The organism is Microbacterium sp. NRRL B-14842 (genome assembly GCF_050470785.1).
This window is the reverse complement of the sequence record NZ_JBFLUM010000001.1, coordinates 3,103,152-3,123,770: the sequence shown is the minus strand read 5'-3', so window position 1 is coordinate 3,123,770 and position 20,619 is coordinate 3,103,152. Positions and strand designations below refer to the sequence as shown.

At 70.3% G+C, this 20,619-nt stretch carries 18 protein-coding genes and 1 tRNA gene; 8 read left to right on the top strand and 11 right to left on the bottom strand.

What is annotated here, in order from left to right:
• Position 1: 1 nt before the first annotated feature.
• From AB1285_RS15210 to AB1285_RS15195, 4 genes are read right to left on the bottom strand one after another with little or no spacing between them, the layout of a single operon-like run.
• Positions 2-1,387 (bottom strand): FtsW/RodA/SpoVE family cell cycle protein, encoded by a 1,386-nt coding sequence (locus AB1285_RS15210; protein WP_370428201.1) that lies wholly within the window; start codon positions 1,385-1,387, stop codon positions 2-4.
• Positions 1,384-2,688 (bottom strand): PP2C family protein-serine/threonine phosphatase, encoded by a 1,305-nt coding sequence (locus AB1285_RS15205; protein ID WP_060922719.1) that lies wholly within the window; start codon positions 2,686-2,688, stop codon positions 1,384-1,386. Before AB1285_RS15205 ends, AB1285_RS15210 begins: the two co-directional genes overlap by 4 nt.
• A 7-nt stretch (positions 2,689-2,695) precedes the next feature.
• A complete protein-coding gene (locus tag AB1285_RS15200; protein ID WP_187662806.1) occupies positions 2,696-3,214 on the bottom strand; it encodes an FHA domain-containing protein FhaB/FipA in 519 nt (172 codons plus the stop codon).
• Positions 3,211-3,936, bottom strand: a complete 726-nt coding sequence (locus AB1285_RS15195; RefSeq protein WP_025102897.1) for an FhaA domain-containing protein — start codon at positions 3,934-3,936, stop codon at positions 3,211-3,213. Before AB1285_RS15195 ends, AB1285_RS15200 begins: the two co-directional genes overlap by 4 nt.
• A 144-nt stretch (positions 3,937-4,080) precedes the next feature.
• Here AB1285_RS15195 and AB1285_RS15190 point away from each other — a divergent pair.
• The 4 genes from AB1285_RS15190 (at position 4,081) to AB1285_RS15175 (ending at position 12,101) form a co-directional block, all read left to right on the top strand.
• A tRNA-Leu gene (locus tag AB1285_RS15190) sits at positions 4,081-4,163 on the top strand.
• An 87-nt stretch (positions 4,164-4,250) separates the two neighbouring features.
• Entirely contained in the window at positions 4,251-4,712 is a 462-nt protein-coding gene (locus AB1285_RS15185; RefSeq protein ID WP_370428200.1) for a hypothetical protein, read from the top strand.
• A 121-nt stretch (positions 4,713-4,833) separates the two neighbouring features.
• Positions 4,834-11,568 (top strand): DUF7507 domain-containing protein, encoded by a 6,735-nt coding sequence (locus AB1285_RS15180; RefSeq protein ID WP_370428199.1) that lies wholly within the window; start codon positions 4,834-4,836, stop codon positions 11,566-11,568.
• Between the two features lie 65 nt (positions 11,569-11,633).
• On the top strand, positions 11,634-12,101 hold the full coding sequence (locus tag AB1285_RS15175; protein WP_259954170.1) for a hypothetical protein: 468 nt from the start codon (positions 11,634-11,636) through the stop codon (positions 12,099-12,101).
• Positions 12,102-12,125: 24 nt separating this feature from the next.
• Here AB1285_RS15175 and AB1285_RS15170 read toward each other — a convergent pair whose 3' ends face one another.
• Positions 12,126-12,986, bottom strand: coding sequence for a ribokinase (locus AB1285_RS15170; protein WP_370428198.1), 861 nt, complete (start codon positions 12,984-12,986; stop codon positions 12,126-12,128).
• Between the two features lie 49 nt (positions 12,987-13,035).
• Here AB1285_RS15170 and AB1285_RS15165 point away from each other — a divergent pair, with 49 nt between their 5' ends.
• Positions 13,036-13,968: a nucleoside hydrolase gene (locus AB1285_RS15165; RefSeq protein ID WP_187662812.1), complete on the top strand. Its 933-nt coding sequence runs from the start codon at positions 13,036-13,038 to the stop codon at positions 13,966-13,968.
• Positions 13,969-13,971: 3 nt separating this feature from the next.
• On the opposite strand, the gene AB1285_RS15160 is transcribed toward AB1285_RS15165, so the two are convergent.
• Positions 13,972-14,973 (bottom strand): LacI family DNA-binding transcriptional regulator, encoded by a 1,002-nt coding sequence (locus tag AB1285_RS15160; RefSeq protein WP_370428197.1) that lies wholly within the window; start codon positions 14,971-14,973, stop codon positions 13,972-13,974.
• 132 nt (positions 14,974-15,105) lie between these two features.
• Here AB1285_RS15160 and AB1285_RS15155 point away from each other — a divergent pair, with 132 nt between their 5' ends.
• Positions 15,106-16,515 carry an MFS transporter gene (locus AB1285_RS15155; RefSeq protein WP_259954163.1) on the top strand — a complete coding sequence of 470 codons (1,410 nt, stop codon included), beginning with the start codon at positions 15,106-15,108 and terminating at the stop codon, positions 16,513-16,515.
• Positions 16,516-16,521: 6 nt separating this feature from the next.
• On the opposite strand, the gene AB1285_RS15150 is transcribed toward AB1285_RS15155, so the two are convergent.
• The 5 genes from AB1285_RS15150 to AB1285_RS15130 all read right to left on the bottom strand — a co-directional run bounded on the left by AB1285_RS15150 (position 16,522) and on the right by AB1285_RS15130 (position 19,659).
• Positions 16,522-17,658 (bottom strand): calcium:proton antiporter, encoded by a 1,137-nt coding sequence (locus AB1285_RS15150; RefSeq protein ID WP_259954162.1) that lies wholly within the window; start codon positions 17,656-17,658, stop codon positions 16,522-16,524.
• A gap of 122 nt (positions 17,659-17,780) precedes the next feature.
• A complete protein-coding gene (locus AB1285_RS15145; protein WP_370428196.1) occupies positions 17,781-18,584 on the bottom strand; it encodes an SDR family oxidoreductase in 804 nt (267 codons plus the stop codon).
• The gene (locus AB1285_RS15140; protein WP_280568240.1) at positions 18,581-19,054 is read right to left on the bottom strand and encodes a MarR family winged helix-turn-helix transcriptional regulator; all 474 of its coding nucleotides are present in this window, start codon (positions 19,052-19,054) and stop codon (positions 18,581-18,583) included. The genes AB1285_RS15145 and AB1285_RS15140 overlap by 4 nt, the downstream gene beginning before the upstream one ends.
• 27 nt (positions 19,055-19,081) lie before the next feature.
• Positions 19,082-19,396 (bottom strand): hypothetical protein, encoded by a 315-nt coding sequence (locus AB1285_RS15135; protein WP_187662818.1) that lies wholly within the window; start codon positions 19,394-19,396, stop codon positions 19,082-19,084.
• Positions 19,393-19,659, bottom strand: coding sequence for a hypothetical protein (locus AB1285_RS15130; protein WP_370428195.1), 267 nt, complete (start codon positions 19,657-19,659; stop codon positions 19,393-19,395). The genes AB1285_RS15135 and AB1285_RS15130 overlap by 4 nt, the downstream gene beginning before the upstream one ends.
• Positions 19,660-20,020: 361 nt before the next feature.
• On the opposite strand from AB1285_RS15130, the gene AB1285_RS15125 reads away from it, so the two are divergent.
• Both AB1285_RS15125 and AB1285_RS15120 read left to right on the top strand, forming a co-directional pair.
• The gene (locus AB1285_RS15125) at positions 20,021-20,155 is read left to right on the top strand and encodes a hypothetical protein (protein WP_255218720.1); all 135 of its coding nucleotides are present in this window, start codon (positions 20,021-20,023) and stop codon (positions 20,153-20,155) included.
• Positions 20,156-20,304: 149 nt separating this feature from the next.
• Positions 20,305-20,616: a hypothetical protein gene (locus AB1285_RS15120; RefSeq protein ID WP_187662820.1), complete on the top strand. Its 312-nt coding sequence runs from the start codon at positions 20,305-20,307 to the stop codon at positions 20,614-20,616.
• Positions 20,617-20,619 lie beyond the last annotated feature (3 nt).

The following is a 20,619-nucleotide window of genomic DNA, read 5'->3' as shown; positions in this document are numbered from 1 at the left end:
GTCAGCCGATCACCACCCGGGGCTGACGGCGGACGCCGTCGGAGATGCGGAGGAGGAGTGCCACGATGAGCCAGTTCGCGACGAGCGACGAGCCACCGGCGGCGAGGAACGGGGTGGTCAGACCGGTCAGCGGGATGACCCGGGTGACACCGCCGACCATGATGAACACCTGCAGCGCGATGGTGAACGACAGGCCCGTGGCGAGCAGCTTGCCGAAATCGTCCTGACCGGCGAGACCGATGCGGACGCCGCGGCTGACGAACACCATGTAGAGGCAGAGGATCGCGAAGAGCCCGATGAGGCCGAGCTCCTCGCCCAGGCTCGTGATGATGTAGTCGCTGTGCGCGAGCGGCGTGATCTCCGGGCGGCCCTGCCCCCAGCCGGTGCCGATGAGGCCGCCGCGGGCGAGCCCGAACAAGCCCTGCATGGGCTGGTATCCGGCGCCGTCGGGGTCGACCTTCGAGGAGTCGAACAGGAAGAGCCAGTTGACGAAGCGGCCCTGCACGTAGCTGAGGATCTGGGAGGCGACGGCGACGCCGGCGACCACGAGGCCGAGACCGATGAGCACCCAGCTCGTCTTGCCTGTCGCGACGTAGAGCATGGCCACGAACATGCCGAAGATGAGCGTTCCGGTACCGAGGTCGCGCTGGACGACGATGATGCCGAGCGAGACGAGCCAGACGACCAGCACCGGACCGAGCTCGCGCATCCGCGGCCAGGTGATCCCGAGCACCCGCTTGCCCACCGACGTGAGGCTCTCCCGCGTGCGCACGAGGTAGCCGGCGAAGAAGATCGCGAGACAGATCTTGGCGAGCTCTCCGGGCTGGAAGGCGAACATGCCGCCGAGCGAGACCCACACCTGTGCGTTGGCGTCGGGGATCCGCAGACCGGGCACGAACGGCAGGAGCAGGAGGAGGATTCCGGCGAGTCCGAAGATGTAGGTGTACCGGAACAGGATCCGGTAGTTGCGCAGCAGGATGACCACCGTGATCGCCCCGGCCAGCGAGATGGCGGTCCAGGCGAGCTGTTTGGTGGAGTAGGCGTTCCACCCGGTGTTCGCGAAGGCGATGTCGATCCGATAGATCATCGCGACGCCGAGTCCGGTGAGCAGCGTCGCGATCGGGACGACGAAGGGATCGGCGTCGGCGGCGACGAAGCGGAGCACGATGTGCAGCGCGAACGCCAGAGCTGCCAGGCCGCCGCCGATCGCCAGGATCATCGGGTCGATGGTGCCGAGGGCGCCGAGCTGGACGAGGGTGAGGGCGGCGCCGCTGATCGCACAGGCGAAGAGGAGCAGCCAGAACTCGCGGTTGCGCTGCGTCTGCGGCATGCGCAGCCGGCGCAGCGCCTTGATGACCGTGGTGTCGGCGTGGACGTCGGTGCTCACCCGGCACCTCCCGACGGTGTGGCGCTCGGGGAGGGGAGCGGTGTGGGCAGCGGGGTCTGCTCGATGATGTTCGCCTCGGCGCCCGTGCGGAGACGGTCGACGATGGCCATCGCGTCGGAGAGCGAGCGTGCGCTGATCGTGCGCTCGACCGAGGCCCGCTGATACGGGGGCAGGTCGGCGAGGAGGATCTCGGTGTCCTCCACCGGCGTCGACAGCGTGATCGGACCGATGTTCTGCTGCACACCTTGGAAGATCACGACACTGTCCTCATCGGCGCCGATGAAGTAGCGCGTCTGCGTCCAGCTGTAGGCGGCGAACGCGGCGAAGCCCAGCATCGCGAGGACGACGAGGGTGCCGGCGATCCAGCCCAGCCGGCGGCGCTTGGCGCGACGGCGGTCCTCCTCGATCAGCTCCTCGAGGTACTCGGGTGCCGGCTCGAAGTGGCTCGGCTCATTCGCGGCCTGCCGCACCGGGTGCAGCCAGTTGCTCCGCGGGGCCCGCACCGGCGGCACGTAGACACCCGACGGGTTCGATGCCGCTCCGACGATCGTGGCGGTGCCGGAGTGGACGGGGTGCTGACCGCCGACGTCGACGATCACGATCGTGACATTGTCCGGGGCGCCGCCGTCGAGGGCCTGCTTGAGGAGGTTGTCCGCCGTGCGGCCGGGGGCGAGCCCGAGCTGCATGGCCTTGAGGATGCGGGCCTCGTCCACGACACCGGAGAGGCCGTCGGAGCACAGCAGCCAGCGGTCGCCGGGCTGCGCGTGCATGACGAACATGTCCAGCTCGGGGTCGGCGTCCATGTCGCTGAGCACTCGCATGAGGACGGAGCGCCGCGGGTGATACCTGGCCTCTTCCGGCGTGATGCGGCCGGAATCGACCAGGCGCTGCACGAAGGTGTGGTCGGCCGTGATCTGCGTCAGCGCGTCGTCGCGGTAGAGGTAGATGCGGGAGTCGCCGATGTGACCGATGACGGCGTACTCGTCCACCATGATGATGGCGCTGAGCGTGGTGCCGAGTCCGGCGAGCTCCGGACGATCCTTGGCGGCGCGGATGAGGTCGCCCGCGGCGGTCGTGGCGGCGGCCTGAAGGGCGGCCTGCGCGTCCTCCGTGGAGGAGTACGGCTGGTCCAGCGGCTCCATGCGCTGGATCGCGATGCTGGAGGCGACGTCGCCGCCCGCGTGCCCGCCCATGCCGTCGGCGACGACGAACAGGTTCGCCCCGGAGTACCCGGAGTCCTGGTTGTTGGAGCGGACCTTCCCGGTGTGGGAGATCGCGGCGCTCGAGCCTTCGAAAACCATGCCGGCGTCAGGCCCTCAACTCGAACGTCGTCGCGCCGACCTTGACCGGGGTGCCGAGGCTCAGGGAGACCGGGCCGCCCGTCACCCGCTGGCCGGCCACGAACGTGCCGTTCGTCGAGTCGAGGTCCTGGATCGCCCAGGTGTCACCGCGGAGTATGAGTCGGGCGTGATGGCTGGACGTGTAGTCGTCGCGGATCACGAGGGCGGATTCGCTGGAGCGGCCGATCGTCATCGCGTCGGAGCCGAGGGGGAGCTCGAGACCGGCCTTCGGCCCGGACGTGATCACGAGGCGCTTCGCCGTCGCCACGGTCGCGGGGCCGGTCGAGGGTCGCGCCGACGAGGGACGGGGCGGAGCGGTCGGTGCCGGAGCGGCAGCAGCGGGTGCTCCCGCGGTGGCCTCGGCGGGGAGCTTGCGAGCACGCACCCCGAACAGGTCGGCGCGCAGGGAGTAGACGACCCCGAACACGAAGAACCACATCAGCACGAGGAAGCCGATGCGGAGAAGGAGCAGGACCAGTTCGCTCATCCGAGGGCTCCGAACACGCGGGTCGCGTCGTCGTCGGGGCGGGACGACCGCGACGGGGTGGCGACGGGGACGATGCGGAACACGAGGTCGGTGCGACCGATCGTGATCGTGGTGTCGGAGGGGAGGGCGGCTTCGCGGAGCTTCTGCCCGTCGACCTTCGTGCCGTTGGTGGATCCCATGTCGCGGAGCATGGCGCGCTCGCCGTCCCAAAGGATCTCGGCGTGACGACGGCTCGACCCGGCGTCGGCGATGGTGATGTCGGCGTCCGAGCCACGGCCGATCACGGTGCGGGCACGCGTGAGGGTGTGCCGGCGTCCGTCGACGTCGACCACGGCCTGCCAGCTCACGCGTCCTTCGACGGTGCCCGAGGTGACGCGCACGGTGCCGGTGGCGACCTTGTCGTCCGCCTCGAGTGTGAGGGACAGCGGGCCGGCGAAGCTGTAGCCCTGCGACTTCGCGTGCTTCGTGAGGAGGGCGTGCAGCTCGTCCGTCAGCGCGCCGCCGAGCCCGCGCATGCGCTCCGCGTCGTCGGGGCTCAGACGCACGACGTAGTTGTTGGGCGCGATGATGCGGTCACGGCTCACCACGGCCGCAGTGGTATCCGCCTCGCGTCGCAGCGCCGAAGCGATCTCCACGGGCTGGATGCCGCTGCGGAAGGTCTTCGCGAACGCGCTGTTCACTGCGCGCTCGAGACCCTTCTCAAAGCTGTCAAGTAGTCCCACTGGGCTCCTCTGGCATGCCGACCGGTAGGGACATCGTAGCCAGGTGACCTGGGGGAACGCCGCCGACGCCCCACCGGGGGTGTGCAACGAGGCCGAAAACGCGTGATATCCTCGGAAAGTTGAGTTCTTCGGAACGAGACGCTCGCGCGAGTGGCGGAATGGTAGACGCGCTGGCTTCAGGTGCCAGTGTCCTTATGGACGTGGGGGTTCAAGTCCCCCCTCGCGCACAGCGAGACATTCATGAAAGAGCCGGTCAGAGTCTGACCGGCTCTTTCTTCTTCTCCGCCGCGAACGCCCATCGATCGGTCTCACGCATGACCCCTTGGATGCACACCGCCGGACTCATCCTCGTCCGCATCGTCTTCCCCGGCGTCCTGGGCCTCATCAGTGGGCTGCTGCTCTGGTTGGGCATGCTCGAACGGTACGACGCGCCCGGGTTCGCCTGGGTGATGATCGCGACAGGGGGAGCAGGGGTCCTGGTGTCCCTCGCCGTGCTCTGGCGACTCAACGACGCGCGCGGTCGCGAGGATTTCCGGTGGTACGTCGTGCCGGAGGGCGAGGTGGAGGAGGCCGTCCCGCCGGAGCTGCTCTCGGACGAGGACAGGGAGCGCCTCACCCGTGAACTGGCCGAGGTGAACCGCCGGTGGCGAGAGGCACTGGAGGCGGGTTTCCTCTCCGGCGGCTCGCTCGCCGCCCACGAGATCCGTGCGGAACTCGAGGAGCGCGCCGCGGCTCTGCGCCACCGACTCGGCCTGTCCGCCGAGCAGGAGAACTGACTCACGTCCTCATCCTGGAGGGACGAAAGTCACCCTGGAGTTCCCTGATCGCTCCCCCTACTCTCAGCCGTATCCCAGTTCGGAGGGGTGGGTGAACTGGGCACGGAACAGGGGAGTGTCCATGCAGTTCTCTCTGCATACGAATTCCGAACGCGAACAGAAGAACAAGGACCGGAGAACGCGACGACGCCTGCTGTCGCCGCGACGACCGTGGGCGGTGGCGACGATGCTGGCCCTCGTGCTCGGGTCGCTCGTCGCGCCCGTGCTGCCCGCGACGGCAGCCCCTGGTGACCCGGCGCAGCTGTACCTCGGCGTCTCGTACGAAGGTCCGATCGTCGGCTCCGACAAGGACCTCACGGCACCCACGGAGTGTCCGGCGAACTCGGTCCTCACCGCGGTGCAGACGGAGAACCGGACGGCGGATGCCCCGGGCGCCACCGGCAACTCGATCCTCACGCGCTTCAGCCTCCAGTGCTCCACGATCACCGTGAGCAACGCGGGCGTCATCACCGCGACGGTGAACCCCACCTGGATCACCGGACCGGTCTACGACCAGAGTCGCGGCAACGTGCAGACGGCGACGTGTCCGGCGAACACCTTCGTACACCGGATCACCGGTACGACCTTCGTCGGCGACAACGGCGCCCGCTGGCCCTCCTCGGTGCAGATCACGTGTCGTCCGATGACCTTCACGGCGACCGGCGAGCTGCGGGTCAACCTCGCGGCGACCCCCACCGTCCTCACCGCAGGCCAGAACTTCAACACCAACGGCGGTCTGGACACGCCGACACCCCGATGTGGCCCCGCCGGGACGACCGGAACGAGCGACATCGTCGTGCGCGGCTACCGGGCTCAGAGCGGTGGCGAGGGCATCGACGGCTTCAATCCCTCCTGTACGACCATCCCCGACGACTTCGGCGATGCGCCGGCCAGCTACGGATCGGTCTCCCAGGAGCTCAATGCGGCGACGTATCTGGGGTGGTCGGCGGATGCCGAGAGCGCGATGCAGTACAGTGCGAACGCCACGGGCGACAACGCGGTCGGCGGCACGGCCCCCAACCAGACCATCAACGACGAGACGGGGGTGGCGTCGTTCGGGCCGATCATGGCCAGCGTGACCAACACCTATTCCGTGTCGGTGCTGGCCTCGAACAAGGTGCCCGGCGTGCCGGCGACTTTGGTCGGCTGGATCGACTTCAACCGCAACGGCGTGTTCGATGCGAATGAGGGTGCCACCGCGGCGGTGCCCGCAGGGACGGCGGACGGCTCGTCGGTGACGCTGAACTGGTCCGGCATCGCCTCCCAGACGGTGGGCGGGCAGACGTTCGCGCGGTTCCGCATCCAGAGCGGGACGGGTCTGACCACGGCGACCCCGACGGGGACCGGCGGCCCGGGTGAGGTGGAGGACTATGCCCTCGCGATCACGGCTCCGGCGCCGTCTCTGGCGTTGACGAAGACGGTCACGCCGACCACCGCCAGCGCGGCGGGGGACACGGTGACCTATTCGTTCGCGGTCTCGAACACCGGCAACGTCGCCGTCTCGGGGCTCGGCATCCGCGAGTCCGCGTTCAGCGGCACGGGGACGCTCGGGGCGGTGAACTGTGCGGCGACGACGCTCGCCGTGGGGCAGAACACGACCTGTACGGCGGCGTACACGTTGACGCAGGCGGACATCGACGCGGGCACGGTGACGAACACCGCGCTCGCGACCGGAACCTCTGAAGCGAACACCGGTGTGGAGAGCAACCCGAGCACCGCGACGGTCACGACGACCCGCACCCCGGCGCTCACGGTCGTGAAGTCGGCGACCCCGTCCGGACCGGACGACTTCACGGTCGGACAGGTGATCGACTACTCGTTCATCGTGACCAACACGGGCACCGTGACCGTCTCGAACATCGCGGTGAACGAGGCGGCGTTCACGGGTTCCGGCTCCCTGTCGACGATCGAGTGCCCGGTCGCCCCCCTCGCCCCGGGTGCGCAGACGACCTGTAGCGCGAGGTACACCCTGACGCAGACGGACGTGGACGGGGGATCGGTCAGCAACACCGCGACCGCCACCGGTGTGCCGCCGGGGTCGCTGACGCCACCGGTGTCGCCGCCGTCGACCGTGCGCGTGCCGGTGGACCCGGCTCCGGCGATCTCGCTGGAGAAGAGCTCCGAGACGACCGCGATCACCGGCGCCGGACAGACGATCGACTACTCCTTCCTCGTCACGAACACCGGGAACGTGACCCTGACCGACGTGGGCATCGATGAGGAGGCATTCTCGGGCACCGGGGCGCTGGACGTGAGCTGCCCCGCCGGCGCCGGATCCCTCGCCCCGGGAGCCGAGGTCACCTGCACCGCGAGCTACACCGTGACCGCCGCGGACTACAACACCTCCGCGCTCACGAACACGGCCACCGCCACGGGCACCCCGCCCACGGGTACGGCACCGGTGTCCACGCCGTCCACCGTCGAGATCCCCGTCACCTCCGCTCCGGCGCTCACGGTGACGAAGTCGGCGGACCGCACGGAGATCACCGCCGCGGGTCAGACCATCACCTACTCCTTCCTCATCACCAACACCGGAAACGTGCCGATCGCCGACGTCGGGGTGACGGAGACCGCCTTCACCGGCACGGGTACGGCTCCTGTCATCACCTGCCCCGCGGCCGCCGCATCGCTGGCTCCGGGTGCGCAGGTGACGTGCACCGCTCCCTACGTGGTGACCCAGGCCGACATCGACGCGGGCGGGGTGACCAACACCGCGACCGTGACCGGGGAGCCGCCCACGGGCGAACCGCCGGTGTCACCGCCCTCGACCGTGGTGGTCCCTGCGGACGAGACGCCCGCGATCAGCCTCGTCAAGACCGCCGACCCGACGTCGATCACCGCCGCCGGCGCGACCGTCGACTACGCGTTCCTCGTGACCAACACCGGCAACGTGACCCTGACCGGCATCTCCGTGACCGAGACCGCCTTCTCCGGCGCAGGCACGGCGCCGACGATCAGCTGCCCCGCAGCCGCGGCGACGCTCGCCCCGGCGGCCCAGGTCACCTGCACGGCGTCCTACACCGCGACTCAGGCCGACGTCGACGCCGGCCAGGTCACGAACACGGCCACGGCGACGGGCACGCCGCCCCGCGACCTCGAACCGCCGGTGTCCGCACCCTCCACGGCGATCGTCACGGTCCCCGGCGCGCCCGCCCTCACCGTCGCGAAGACGGCCGACCGGACGGAGATCACCGCCGCGGGGGACGTCATCACCTACTCCTTCCTCGTGACGAACACGGGCAACGTGACCATTTCGGACGTGACCGTCGACGAGGTGTCGTTCTCGGGTACCGGCGCGACTCCCGTCGTCACCTGCCCCGCAGCGGCCGCGTCCCTCGAGCCCGGGGCTCAGGTGACCTGCACCGCGACCTACGAGGTGACACAGGCCGACATCGACGCGGGCGGCGTGACGAACACCGCCACCGTGACCGGTGACCCGCCCGGAACCCTCGAGCCGCCGGTGTCGCCGCCGTCGGAGGTCGAGGTCCCGTCGATCGAGACACCCGGGATCACCGTCGTGAAGTCGGCCGATCCTTCGACCGCCGCCGGCTACACGGTCGGAACGGAGATCACCTACACCTTCGTCGTCACGAACACCGGCAACGTGACCCTCACCGACGTGACGGTGGATGAGACGGCCTTCACGGGCTCGGGCGAGCTGTCGGCGATCACCTGTCCGGCGGGGGCCGCGGCGCTCGCGCCGGGAACCCAGATCGCCTGCACCGCCACGTACACGCTGACGCAGACCGACGTCGACTCGGGGCAGCTGTCGAACACGGCGACGGCGACCGGAACGCCGCCTTCCGGAACGCCGCCGGTGTCGCCGCCGTCGACGGTGGAGATCCCGGGTGACCCGGCGCCGGCGCTGACCGTGGCGAAGACCGCGGATCGAACCGAGATCACGGCGGCGGGGCAGACGATCACCTATTCGTTCCTGGTGACCAACACCGGTAACGTCACGGTGCGCGACGTGACCGTGGACGAGGGCACCTTCACGGGCACAGGGACGGCTCCGGTCGTGACCTGTCCGGCGGGTGCGGCCACCATGGCACCCGGGGCCCAGGTCACGTGCACCGCCGAGTACGTCGTCACGCAGGCGGACATCGATGCGGGCGGGGTGACGAACACCGCGACCGTGACGGGTACTCCGCCGTCGGGGGAGCCGCCGGTGTCGCCGCCGTCCGAGGTCGAGGTGCCGTCGGAGCCGTCGCCCGGCCTGTCGGTCTCGAAGACGGCGGACCGGACGGAGATCACGGCCGCCGGGCAGACGATCACCTATTCCTTCCTCGTCGTGAACACCGGCAACGTGACGCTGACGGATGTCGAGGTGACGGAGGCCTCGTTCACCGGCACAGGGACGGCACCCGTCATCGAGTGCCCGGCCGCGGTGGCGTCGCTCGCTCCGGGAGCCGAGGCGACCTGTACGGCGGAATACGTCGTCACCCAGGCGGACATTGATGCGGGCGGGGTGACGAACACCGCGACCGTGACGGGTACTCCGCCGTCGGGGGAGCCGCCGGTGTCCCCGCCGTCCGAGGTCGAGGTGCCGTCGACTCCGGCACCGGGACTGTCGGTGGTGAAGTCGTCCGACCGCACCACGATCACCGCAGCGGGCCAGACGATCACGTATTCCTTCCTCGTGACCAACACGGGGAACATGACGATCGCCGACGTGACGGTGGACGAGACGACCTTCACCGGAACCGGCACGGCTCCGGTCGTGACGTGTCCCGCCGCAGCCGCATCGCTCGCGCCGGGAGCCCAGGTCACCTGTACCGCGCCCTACGTGGTCACCCAGACCGACCTGGATGGCGGCGGGGTGACGAACACCGCGACCGTGACCGGTACGCCGCCCACGGGCGAACCCCCGGTCTCACCGCCGTCGACCGTGCTGGTCCCCGGCGACCCGGCACCCGCGCTGACCGTGGCGAAGACGGCCGACTGGACGGAGATCACCTCCGCCGGGCAGACGATCACCTATTCGTTCCTCGTCACCAACACCGGAAACGTCACGCTCACGGAGGTGGGCGTGGACGAGGTCTCGTTCACCGGTACCGGCACCGCGCCGGTGGTGACCTGCCCCGCGGGAGCAGAATCGCTCGCCCCGGGGGCGGAGGTGACGTGCACCGCACCGTACGTCGTGACGCAGGCCGACATCGATGCGGGCGGTGTGACCAACACGGCCACGGGCACGGGAACGCCGCCGTCCGGGGAGCCGCCGGTGTCGCCGCCGTCGACGGTCAGGGTGCCGTCAGACGGGTCGCCGGCCCTCACGGTCGCCAAGACGGCGGACCTCACCGAGATCTCGGCCGCAGGGCAGACGATCACGTACTCGTTCCTCATCACCAACACGGGCAATCTGACGATGACGGACGTCGGTGTCGAGGAGGTGTCGTTCTCGGGGACGGGAACCGCGCCGGTGGTCACGTGTCCTGCCGAGGCGGCATCGCTGGCCCCGGGAGCGACGGTGACCTGCACCGCGCCGTACGTGGTCACCCAGGCCGATGTGGACGCCGGGCGACTGACGAACACGGCTGTCGCGACGGGGGAGCCCCCGACGGGACCGCCGACCAGCGAGCCGCCGGTCACGCCGCCGTCGACGGTCGAGGTCCCCGGCGACCGGAACCCGGCGATCACGGTCGTGAAGTCGGCCACCCCGAATGCTCCGGACTCCTATGTGGTGGGCCAGGAGGTCACGTACTCGTTCGTCGTGACCAACAGCGGCAACGTCACGCTGACGGATGTCGTGGTGAACGAGGGGGCGTTCTCGGGGACGGGGACGCTGTCGGCGATCGACTGCCCGGCAGGCACCGCATCGATGGCCCCCGGGGCGCAGCTCGTCTGCACCGCGTCGTACGTGCTGACGCAGGCGGACATCGACGCCGGTCAGGTGACGAACTCCGCCACGGCGACCGGCGTCCCGCCCGGGGATCTGCAGCCTCCCGTGTCGCCGCCGTCGGAGACGCGCGTCCCGGCGCTTCCCGCCCCCGGCCTGAACATCGTGAAGTCCGCGACCCCGGCCGTGATGACCACCGTGGGGGAGATTCTGGAGTACTCCTTCGTCGTGACCAACACGGGCAACGTGACGCTGGCGGACGTGGTGGTGGACGACACGGACTTCTCCGGAGAGGGCGAGCTGTCGGCGGTCACATGCCCGGATGAAGCGGCCCGCATCATCCCGGGGCAGACGGTGACATGCACCGCGACGTACACGACCACTCAGGCGGACGTGGACTCCGGACGGCTGACGAACACCGCGACGGCCACGGCGACACCGCCCACGGGCACGCCGCCGGTGTCACCGCCGTCGACCGTGGAGGTGCCGTTCGACGGGACCAACTCCCTCGCGATCGAGAAGCGGGCGACGACCGTCGACGTCAACGCGAACCGGATCATCGACCTCGGCGATCGCGTGGAGTGGACGATCATCGTTACCAACACCGGGGCACAGACGGTTTCCGACATCGCCGTGTCGGACCCGACGGCCGGTGCGGTCACCTGCCCGGCGACGAGCCTCGCCTCCGGGGAGCAGATGACATGCACGGTGCCCCCGCACACCATCGACGCCGCGGACGTGCGTCGCGGCGAGGTGCGAAACGTCGCGACGGTGACGGGGAACACGCCGGACGGGCCGATCGATCCGCCGACCTCGCAGACGATCACCCGAGTGGTCCCCACCCCGCCGACCGGTCTCGCGGTCACGGGCGGCACGCTGATGGCCGGAGGGCTGCTCCTCGGGGGAGTGATGGTCCTCGCCGGGCTGGGTCTCGGCCTCACCCGGGTGCGCCGGCGAGAGGAAGAGCAGGAGCAGCGCTGACCGAGAAGTGGTCCGTGGCGGGTGCGAATCACCCGCCACGGACGGTCGGGTCGAAGGAGGAGCCCATGATGTACGCACGCCACCGCAGGATCGCCCGTCTCACGGCGCCGCTCCTGATCTCCGTGTTCCTGCTCAGCGCCTGCTCCGCGGCCGAGGAGGAGCCGACCCCCACCCCGACCGCCGCGGACGGAGCGCCGCAGATCCCCGGTGAAGAAGAAGGGGTCGTCGGAGCGACGAGCGTACCGGAGGACGTGCCGGACGCTCCGGAGGTGCGCGCCGGCACTCAGATCACGACCTGCACCACGGAGGACGACGGCGGGACGGCGGAAGGCGTGGTCGGCAATCCCACGGACGAGGATGCGACGTACGTCGTGACCGTGTTCTTCACCACCGACGCGGCCACGGTCGTCGGGTCCGGTCAGGCGACGGTGGAGGTCCCCGCCGGGGAGGAAGCCGACTGGTCCCTCACCGCGGACTTCGTGCCGCCGAGCGATCTTCGCTGCGCGCTGCGCGGGGCCGGCGCCGCGTCCTGAACCGACCGCCGTCGACGGGCGCCGCTACGGCGCGGGGACGTAGCGCGCGAGCGGGTCGAAGGGAGGCTGCGAGGAGAGGTGCGCGACGGCGGCAGCGCCCACCGCGCAGGCCGTCTGCAGGGCCGACTGCGCTGGCAGTCCGCTCTGCAGGGCGAGCACGAGCGCGGCGCAGAAGGCGTCTCCCGCCCCCACGGTGTTGACGGCGCGGGTGGGCACGCCGTTCGCCCGTGCGATCTCCTCGCCGCCGCGGAACAGGGCAGCCCCCTCGGCGCCGTAGGTCACGGCGACGAGGGCGGCATCGGCCAGCTCCGGCATCAGCTCGCGCTCGGTCTCGTTCACGATGAACAGATCCACCCGCTGGAGCAGCGCGTCGGGAAGGGGCTGTGCGGGGGCGGCGTTGACGGCGACGAACCCCTCGGCGCGGGCGACGACGCTCTCGACGACGGACATCGCGATCTCCAGTTGCAGCAGGACGGCCTCGTCCGGCCCGACGGCGACGCCCTCGAGGGAGACGAGCTCGTTCGCGCCGGGGCACACCGCGATCTGGTTCTCGGCGTCGGCACCCACGACGATGAGGGCCGTCCCGGTGGGCGCGGCGACCGTGCGCAGGTCCGCGGTGTCGACGCCGGCGTGGCCGAGCTCATCGCGCATCCAGGCGCCGTCGGCGTCGGCCCCGACGGCCCCCACCATCCGGACCCGACCGCCCAGCTTGGCCGCCGCGACGGCCTGGTTGGCACCCTTGCCGCCGAGATCGCGCGAGAGCCGGCCCCCGGCGACGGTCTCGCCGGCGGTCGGCAGCCGATCGACGAAGGCGGTGAGGTCGACATTGGCGCTCCCGACGACGACGAGGGAAGGGGCGAGGACAGCGTCCGGCTTGACGTTCATGAGAAAGAGTGTAAACGTTTACGCACACCCGATTGCAAAGGAGCACCCCATGCCCGTCCCCGTCCTCCTCGACTGCGACCCCGGCCACGACGACGTCTTCGCCATCTGGCTGGCGGCGGGAGACGAGCGCATCGACCTCCGCGGCGTCACGACCGTCGGTGGCAACGGCTACCTGGAACACACCACCAGGAACGCGCAGATCGCCCTCACGGTCGCGGGCGTGACCGGCGTCCCCGTGGCTGCGGGAGCCGACAAGCCGCTCCGCCGCGAGCTCACCCCGGGGGCCTGGATCCACGGGGACAACGCCCTCGGCGGACCCGTCCTCCCCGAGCCCACGGTCCCGCTCGACCCGCGGCACGCCGTCGACTTCCTCGCGGAGACCCTGAAGGCCTCCGCGGAGCCGATCACGGTGATCCCCACGGGCCCGCTGACGAACATCGCCCTGCTCCTCCAGCAGCACCCGGAGGCGGCCCGCAACATCAAGGAGATCATCTGGATGGGCGGATCGACCGGACGCGGCAACGTCGGCGCCTATCCCGAGTTCAACGCCTGGGCCGACCCCGAGGCCGCGGCGGTCGTGTTCGCCTCCGGTCTGCCGCTCACCATGGTCGGCCTCAACATCTCCCACCAGGCGCTCATCACCGAAGAGGTCGTGCAGCGGATCGCGGCGGTCGGCAACCGCACGGCGGCGTTCGGCGTGGAACTGCTGCGCTTCTTCTCCGCGTCGTACGACAAGGCCGAGGGGATGCCGGAGGGACCGCTGCACGACCCCATCACCGTCGCCATCGCGATCGATCGTGCCGTCGCCACGGTGCAGCGCTGCCATGTCGACATCGAGACGGCCGGCGAGTTCACGGCAGGGGCGACGTGTGTCGACCTCCACGACATGCTCGGCAAGGAGCCGAACGCCGACGTCGCGCTGACCCTCGACGTGCCGGCCTTCTGGAACCTGGTGACGGATGCCGTCGCAGCACTCGCCTGAGGGTCACGCGCCCGGCGCGGGAGACGTCGACTCGGCCACGCGCAGGGTCGGGGCCACGCGGCGCAGGGCGTACGGGGCGTCCGGATCCTCCCTCCGCTGCACGAGAGCCTCCACCGCCTCCGCGGCGAGCTCGTCGAACGGCTGGACCACGGTCGTCAGACGCGGCTCGCACACCTCCGCCAGCATGGTGCCGTCGAATCCCGTGATGAGGATGTCGTCGGGGACGCGGAGGCCGGCGCGCTTCAGCGCGGCGACGGCACCGGCGGCGACGAGGTCGTCGCCCGCGACAATGGCGTCCGGGAGCGGACCGCGCGCTCGCAGCTCCGTGACGGCGGACTCGCCGAAGGCGAGCAGGTATTCGCCGAACACGTTCTCCTCGACCGGCAGCGACCGCGCGCGGACGATCGCCTCGAACGCGGCGCGGCGCTCGCGGCCGACCGACGTGACGTCGTTGCCCGACACGAGGACGATGCGAGAGGCGCCGCGGGAGACCAGATGGTCGACGGCGAGCCCGATGCCATGATCGTTGTCCACCCCCACGAAGTCGGCATCCAGGTCCAGCACCCTCCGGTCCACCTGGACCAGGGGAAGGCGCTGGGCGGTATCGGCGACGGCGTCGAACGACAGCTCCGCATCGGACGGGACCACGAAGACCCCCTCGACGCGGCGCTCGACGAGCATGCGCAGGCGCGCGCGCTCGCGGTCGACCTCGCCGTGCGAGTCCGCGATGACGAGGTCGAATCCCCGCCGCTGCAGATGGTCCTCGAGGCGATGGACGAGCTCACCGTAGAACGGGTTGCTGATCACCGGGACGACCACGCCGATGGTCGCGCCGGTGCCTTCGCGCAGACCGCGGCCGATGAGGTTGACCCGATACCCGAGCTGCTCGGCCACCCGGGCCACATGCTCGGCGGTGGCTCCGGAGACGCGCTCCTTGCCGTTCAGCGCGCGGGACACCGTGGCGATCGACACCCCGGCCGCGGCTGCCACATCGTGCAGCGTCACCGACGGCTTCCTCATCCGCACCTCGACTCCCGTCGGGCGCCGACACCGGCGCCTCGACTCCCAAGATAAGCCGCGCGTAAAGGATTACGCATTCCGGCGCCCCCCGCACCGACACGAAGAAGTGAGAACGACATGCACACCACCGCCCTCCGGCCCCGGACGGCCGTCGCCCCGCTGATGGTCGCCCTCCTCGCGGCCTGCCTCGCGTTCCAGCTCAACGCGAGCATGCTCAGCCCCGCTCTGGTCACGATGGAGCGCGAGCTCGACGCGACGGCATCGGAGATCGCGGCGACCCAGACGGTGTTCTTCACCGCCGCCGCCCTCTTCACCCTGTTCCTCCCGCGGCTGGGCGACCTCATCGGACGGCGGCGCGTGCTCGTCGGCATGCTCGTGGTGATGGCGGTCGGCTGCGTGGTCGCGGCGCTCGCGACGAACGTCCCGATGCTCTTCGTCGGCCGCCTCATCCAGGGCGTCTCCGGTCCCGTCGTACCGCTGTGCCTGATCATGCTGCGCGCGGCCGTCGCGGACCCGAAGATGTACGGCACGCTGCTCGGCGTCGTCACGGCCGTCAACGGCGGGATCGCGGGCGGCGACGCGCTGCTCGGCGGCTACCTCGCCACGAACCACGGGTTCGCCTCGATCTTCTGGACCATGGCCGGTGTCGCGGTGGCTGCGGCGCTCGTCGTGCGCCTTCTCGCCCCGGAGACGATGGCGGAGGACCGTCCGCGCATGGACTGGTGGGGGTCGCTGCTCCTGGTCGTCTCCGTCGGGTCGATGCTCGTCGCCCTGAACGAGCTCGGGAAGCTCGCCGAGGCGGACGTGCTCCTGGTGATCGTGCTGGCTGTCTTGGCCGTGGTGTCGTTCCTCGCCTTCTGGAAGCTGGAGGGCGCGCTGCGGGACCCGCTGGTCTCGCCCGCTCAGCTGAAGCAGCGCTCCACCTGGGCGCTCTGCGCGACCTCGTTGCTGACCCTCTCCGGCATCTTCGCGGTGATGAACGGCGTGGTCCCCGCTCTGGCGCAGGACACCGGCATGGGTCTGTCCATGAGCGCCGAGGAGGTGTCGTTCTGGATCCTGATGCCGTACGCGCTCGCCGGCCTGCTGATGGGACCGCTGACCGGACGGCTCGCGGCGACCGTGGGCTACCGCGCGATGCTCCGGGTGGGACTGATCGGCACGATCGTCGTGCTCGTGCTGATGGTGGCGAACGTCGGGACGTCCTCCCGGGTCACCCTGCTGCTGCTCTCGGTCGCGGCCGGCGTCACGTACGCCGGCATCGGCAACATCATGCTGAACGGCCTCGGCGTCGTGCTGTCGCCGAAGGAGCGGCCGGGATCGCTCCCCGGGTTGAACACCGGCGCGATCAACCTCGGGGCGGGACTGAGCTTCGTCGTGATCTACGCGGCCCAGACCTCGTTCGGCGGCAGCGGGGATGCGGCGGGCGGCTACGTCGCCGCGCTCCTCACCGGCGCCGTCGTGCTCGCCGGCGCGCTGACCTTCTCCCTCTTCATCCCGAAGCCCGTCCACGCCGAGCTGACCCGCTGAGGCGGCTCAGCTGAAGAGGATGAGCACGTAGACGGCGAAGGTCGCCAGGTGCGCGGCCCCGTGCATCGCGGTGACCCGCTTCGCCGCGAACGTCGTCACCGACAGCAGCAGGGTGACGGCGAGCATGAGGAGGTTGGCCGGCGACTCGGCGAGCACCACCTGCTGCCCGGTGAGCATGCCGATCAGGAGGACCGCCGGAATGGTCAGGCCGACCGTCGACACGAGCGCCCCGTGGCAGAGGTTGTTCACGCGCTGGGCCTCGCCGTTCAGGGCCGCGCGGATCGAGGTGATCGACTCCGGGAGGAACACGATGCCGGCGATCAGCAGCCCCGCCAGGGCGACGGGAGCGCCGAGCCGGCCGAGACCGTCGTCGAGCAGGGCCGCCATGTCGTGCGAGAGCAGCACGATGGGGACGACGGTGATGACGAGGAGGACGAGGCGGGTCAGCACCTCGACGCGGTGGGCCGCGAGCACCGCGCGGATGGGGGTCCGCGGTGCCGCGTTCGCCGCCGTGTGGGCTGGCCGCAGCCTCTCGTCCACCTCGGTGAAGTCATCGGCCTGCGCACCCATCTGCCGGAACAGGAAGAACGCGTACAGGACGAGTGTGAGCACGATGATCGGGATCTCCTGGCCGACCGTGTACGCACCGCCGTGGCCGATGAGCCCCGGAAGTCCGAACGCCAGAGCGACGAGGACCACGAGCATCGACAGGTACGCGGATGTGCCGGTGCGGTTGTGCGCCATACCCCGATGGCGGAGTCCGCCGAGGAGGAGGGCCAGGCCGATGACGAGGTTGAGGATGATCATGGAGACGGCCATGACCGAGTCGCGCGCGATGGTGGCGTGCTCGCCCGGCCCGAGCATGACCGCCGAGATGAGGATCACCTCGATGAGCACGATCGACAGGGTCAGCACCAGGGATCCGTAGGGATCGCCCAGCCGGTGGGCGAGGGCCTCGGCCTGCTTCACGACGCCGAACGCGCACACGAGGATCACGGCGACGATCGCGAGGAGGGCGACGACCAGGAGTGGTCCCGGCACGGGAGGCGCGAGCAACGGGTGCAGGGCGAGCAGGGCGACGACCGCGCCCCAGCCCAGGGCCACACGCAGCAGGTCGGTGCGGGTGATGAACGACCGGATCATGACGGACTCCTTCATGAGTCAGTCGTCGTGTGCGGGTACTGCTCCCTCGTCCGCTGCTCCGGGTGCCGGAGACACCCTCAGGATACCCGCGCTCCCGGAACAGCGGCTGAGCAGTGCAGGTCTCAGCTCTGGGGGGCGTCGTTCCAGGACCAGATGTCGTCGCCGCGCAGGACGGCGTCGGCTCCGCCGTCGCAGTAGATCGTCTGACCCGCCATGTGGGTGTTGACCGGGCTGGTGAGCCAGACGAGGAGCTCGGCGATGGAGGACGCCGGCTGGTGGTAGTTCAGGGGCATCGGCACGGCGGCGTCCACCATGGCCAGACCTTCGGGCGAGTCGAGCAGGCCCGCGGTCATCGCCGTGATGACGGTGCCGGGGGCGACGGCGTTCAGCGGGATGCCCGCTCCCGCCCACGCCGGGGTGATGCTCTCGCGACGGACCCACCGCGACAGGGCGCGCTTGCTGGACGAGTAGTTGAGGAACCCGGCCTCGGGTGTCGCGGCCAGGCGGTCGCCGATCTCGATCGCGCGCGCCTCGTCGTCGGCGAGGGCCGCGTCGACGAGCTCGGGCGACACCGGCTGCAGCGAGGCCATCGACGACACCACGGCGGCGCGCGGCGCATCGGCCAGGCTCAGCGTGGGCTGCAGCGCGGTCAGGAACTCGGTCACGCCGAAGAAGTTGATGGACATCGTCTTCGAGATCGGAGCCGAGATGCCGGCGCAGGCGATGACGGCGTCGATCCCGTCGTCGGCCGCCTCGACCACGGCGCTCGCCGCGGCCAGACGCCCCTCGTGGGTGGACAGATCTCCGTCGACCTCGACGCCGGCGAGGTCGACGCCGATGACGGTGTGGCCCTGAGAGCGGAGCAGCTCGGCGGTGGCGGCGCCGATGCCGGATGCGGATCCGGTGACGACATAGGTGCGGGTCATGGGGTTTCCTCCTTGATGGACACGACCGGCGGCGTGCCGGACAGTGCGGTGACGAAGCGGCCGAGCTGGCGGCGGAATCCGTCGATCTCGTCCGGTGACCAGCCTGCGACCGCATCGCCGACCATGCGATGGCCGGCCTCGACCAGGCGCGCATAGGCCGTCCGGCCCGCGTCCGTCAGGCGCACCTCGACCGTGCGTCCCGAGCGCACGGGGTCGACGACGCCCTGCGTCGCCATGCGGGCGACGAGCTTCGACGTGGTCGGCCGCGACAGTGTCGCGTGTGCGGCCAGGTCGCCGAAGCCCATCGTGCCTCCGTTCATCCCGAGCAGGTAGAGCGCGCGGATGGCGGACGGATCGAGGGCGACGTCGACGGCTTCCGCGACCTGACGTTGCAGATCGCTCTCACTCCATTCCGACACCACGCGGACGAGGGCCAGGTGGATGCCGGCGACGTCTTCGCCGGTGGTCATGTGTCCAGAGTACGCCTCAAAGTTGCCTCAGGCAACAGTTGTGATGTATCCCGCGCTCGCGGTGTCCTCCGCGAGGGTGAAGAAATGCCGATCGCCTGCCCGCCGCGCACGCCGCCACCGGCGCTGCTGCCCGTCGGCATAATCGAGCACGATCCACGCGGGTGGAGGTGTGCCCTGCGGACCGAGGACGAATGAGCACGCCCCGAGGCCGGGGGAGGCGAGTTCGGCGACGAAGCGGTCGTCGCCGGGTGCGAAGGGTGCGGTCTCGTGGAGCTCTGCCGGCTGCAGGCGGAGGACGGTGTCGGAGTGCTCCCGGACGTCGGAGCGGAGTCGACGCCTCATGCGACACCGCCTCGGCGTGCCGCCCACTCGCGGGTGTCGCGGACGCCCTGCGCATCGAGGTAGGCGCGGATCACGTCCTGGGTCAGGCGGGTCTGCGCCTCCGTGCCCATCGCCGCCTGCATGACGCCGATCGCGGGCGCGGGCTTCCCGTCCACCCGCTCGAGCGCCTCCCAGACGATGTCCTCGCGGCCGCCGCGACCCAAGGAATGCGGCATCGAGGTGAACCCCGTGCGGCGATGGTCGGTGGGTCGTGTCTCTGGCATGGGGATTCCTCTCTCGGGGCGGATGGGCAGGCTCGCGCCGAGGGACGTGTGTCCCTCGCGCTGCGCACGTCGGACCGCGGGGGGTGCTCTCCCCGACTCCGGCGCACGGGCTGCGGCGGCGCGCCTCCGCAGGCGGCCCTCTGAGTGGCGTGCGGAGCGGTCTGCCTGACCGGTTGCTGTCCTCCGACCGTACCACGTTATTTTGAGTCATTCAAAAGAAGTGAGAGACGATCACGGTTCCGTACAGGGTTGCAGAGCGATTCGCTCAGGCGTTTTTCTCCCGTTCAGCGGGAAATTTGACTTCCCTGTGCTTCCGGGTATGGTCGGGGGTTACGCCAGCCAGTCACAAAGGGGAAGCGCCATGTCAGGAAAGTCCACACCGGGTCGCGCCGGAAAGAAGGCGCCGCAGCTCTCTCTCAAGGAGAAGCGGGCGGCGAAGCGCGCGAAGAACGCCCCGGACGAGTTCCTCAAGCCTCGCAAGGGCGCGAAGAGCTGAGGACTCCGGCCCGGCGGGTGCGGCGCTCGATCGTGGCACCCGCCGGTACCCGGGCGATGGGCTACCGGGGTGCCGCCGCTGTGTCAACGGGCCTGTCCTGAGCGCCGATCCGACGCACGCTGGAGTCTCCGTCACGAGAGGAGCGCGTCATGTCGAACCCGGAAGCCTTCATGTACCCGGATGAGCCGCTGCAGCCGGAGGAGCCTCTGCGACCCGAGGAGGAGGACGTCGTCGAGTCCGATGAGGAGCCTTCGCGAGAAGGCATCGCGGCACACCTCGCCGAGCGCGGAGGCGACGATCCGGACGCTCTTCAGGACGTGCCGGCCGGCGGGGCCGGAGCCGACGCCGGCGCGGGGAACGCGGCCCGCGTGGACCCTGCGTCGAAGAATCCACCGGAGCCCGCCTACGAGTCGACCCACAGCAAGGAGCCCGGCGTCGGTCCGCGGCATGAAGAGGGCTGAGCG

What these genes read in the sequence shown, in the direction of transcription:
- AB1285_RS15145 (WP_370428196.1), bottom strand. Translation starts at nt 18,584, where the DNA reads ATGACCCGCACCTATGTCGTCACCGGATCCGCATCCGGCATCGGCGCC.
- AB1285_RS15125 (WP_255218720.1), top strand. Translation starts at nt 20,021, where the DNA reads ATGTCAGGAAAGTCCACACCGGGTCGCGCCGGAAAGAAGGCGCCGCAG.
- AB1285_RS15170 (WP_370428198.1), bottom strand. Translation starts at nt 12,986, where the DNA reads ATGAACGTCAAGCCGGACGCTGTCCTCGCCCCTTCCCTCGTCGTCGTC.
- AB1285_RS15175 (WP_259954170.1), top strand. Translation starts at nt 11,634, where the DNA reads ATGATGTACGCACGCCACCGCAGGATCGCCCGTCTCACGGCGCCGCTC.
- AB1285_RS15120 (WP_187662820.1), top strand. Translation starts at nt 20,305, where the DNA reads ATGTCGAACCCGGAAGCCTTCATGTACCCGGATGAGCCGCTGCAGCCG.
- AB1285_RS15135 (WP_187662818.1), bottom strand. Translation starts at nt 19,396, where the DNA reads ATGAGGCGTCGACTCCGCTCCGACGTCCGGGAGCACTCCGACACCGTC.
- AB1285_RS15185 (WP_370428200.1), top strand. Translation starts at nt 4,251, where the DNA reads ATGACCCCTTGGATGCACACCGCCGGACTCATCCTCGTCCGCATCGTC.
- AB1285_RS15205 (WP_060922719.1), bottom strand. Translation starts at nt 2,688, where the DNA reads ATGGTTTTCGAAGGCTCGAGCGCCGCGATCTCCCACACCGGGAAGGTC.
- AB1285_RS15130 (WP_370428195.1), bottom strand. Translation starts at nt 19,659, where the DNA reads ATGCCAGAGACACGACCCACCGACCATCGCCGCACGGGGTTCACCTCG.
- AB1285_RS15180 (WP_370428199.1), top strand. Translation starts at nt 4,834, where the DNA reads ATGCAGTTCTCTCTGCATACGAATTCCGAACGCGAACAGAAGAACAAG.
- AB1285_RS15150 (WP_259954162.1), bottom strand. Translation starts at nt 17,658, where the DNA reads ATGATCCGGTCGTTCATCACCCGCACCGACCTGCTGCGTGTGGCCCTG.
- AB1285_RS15155 (WP_259954163.1), top strand. Translation starts at nt 15,106, where the DNA reads ATGCACACCACCGCCCTCCGGCCCCGGACGGCCGTCGCCCCGCTGATG.
- AB1285_RS15140 (WP_280568240.1), bottom strand. Translation starts at nt 19,054, where the DNA reads ATGACCACCGGCGAAGACGTCGCCGGCATCCACCTGGCCCTCGTCCGC.
- AB1285_RS15165 (WP_187662812.1), top strand. Translation starts at nt 13,036, where the DNA reads ATGCCCGTCCCCGTCCTCCTCGACTGCGACCCCGGCCACGACGACGTC.
- AB1285_RS15200 (WP_187662806.1), bottom strand. Translation starts at nt 3,214, where the DNA reads ATGAGCGAACTGGTCCTGCTCCTTCTCCGCATCGGCTTCCTCGTGCTG.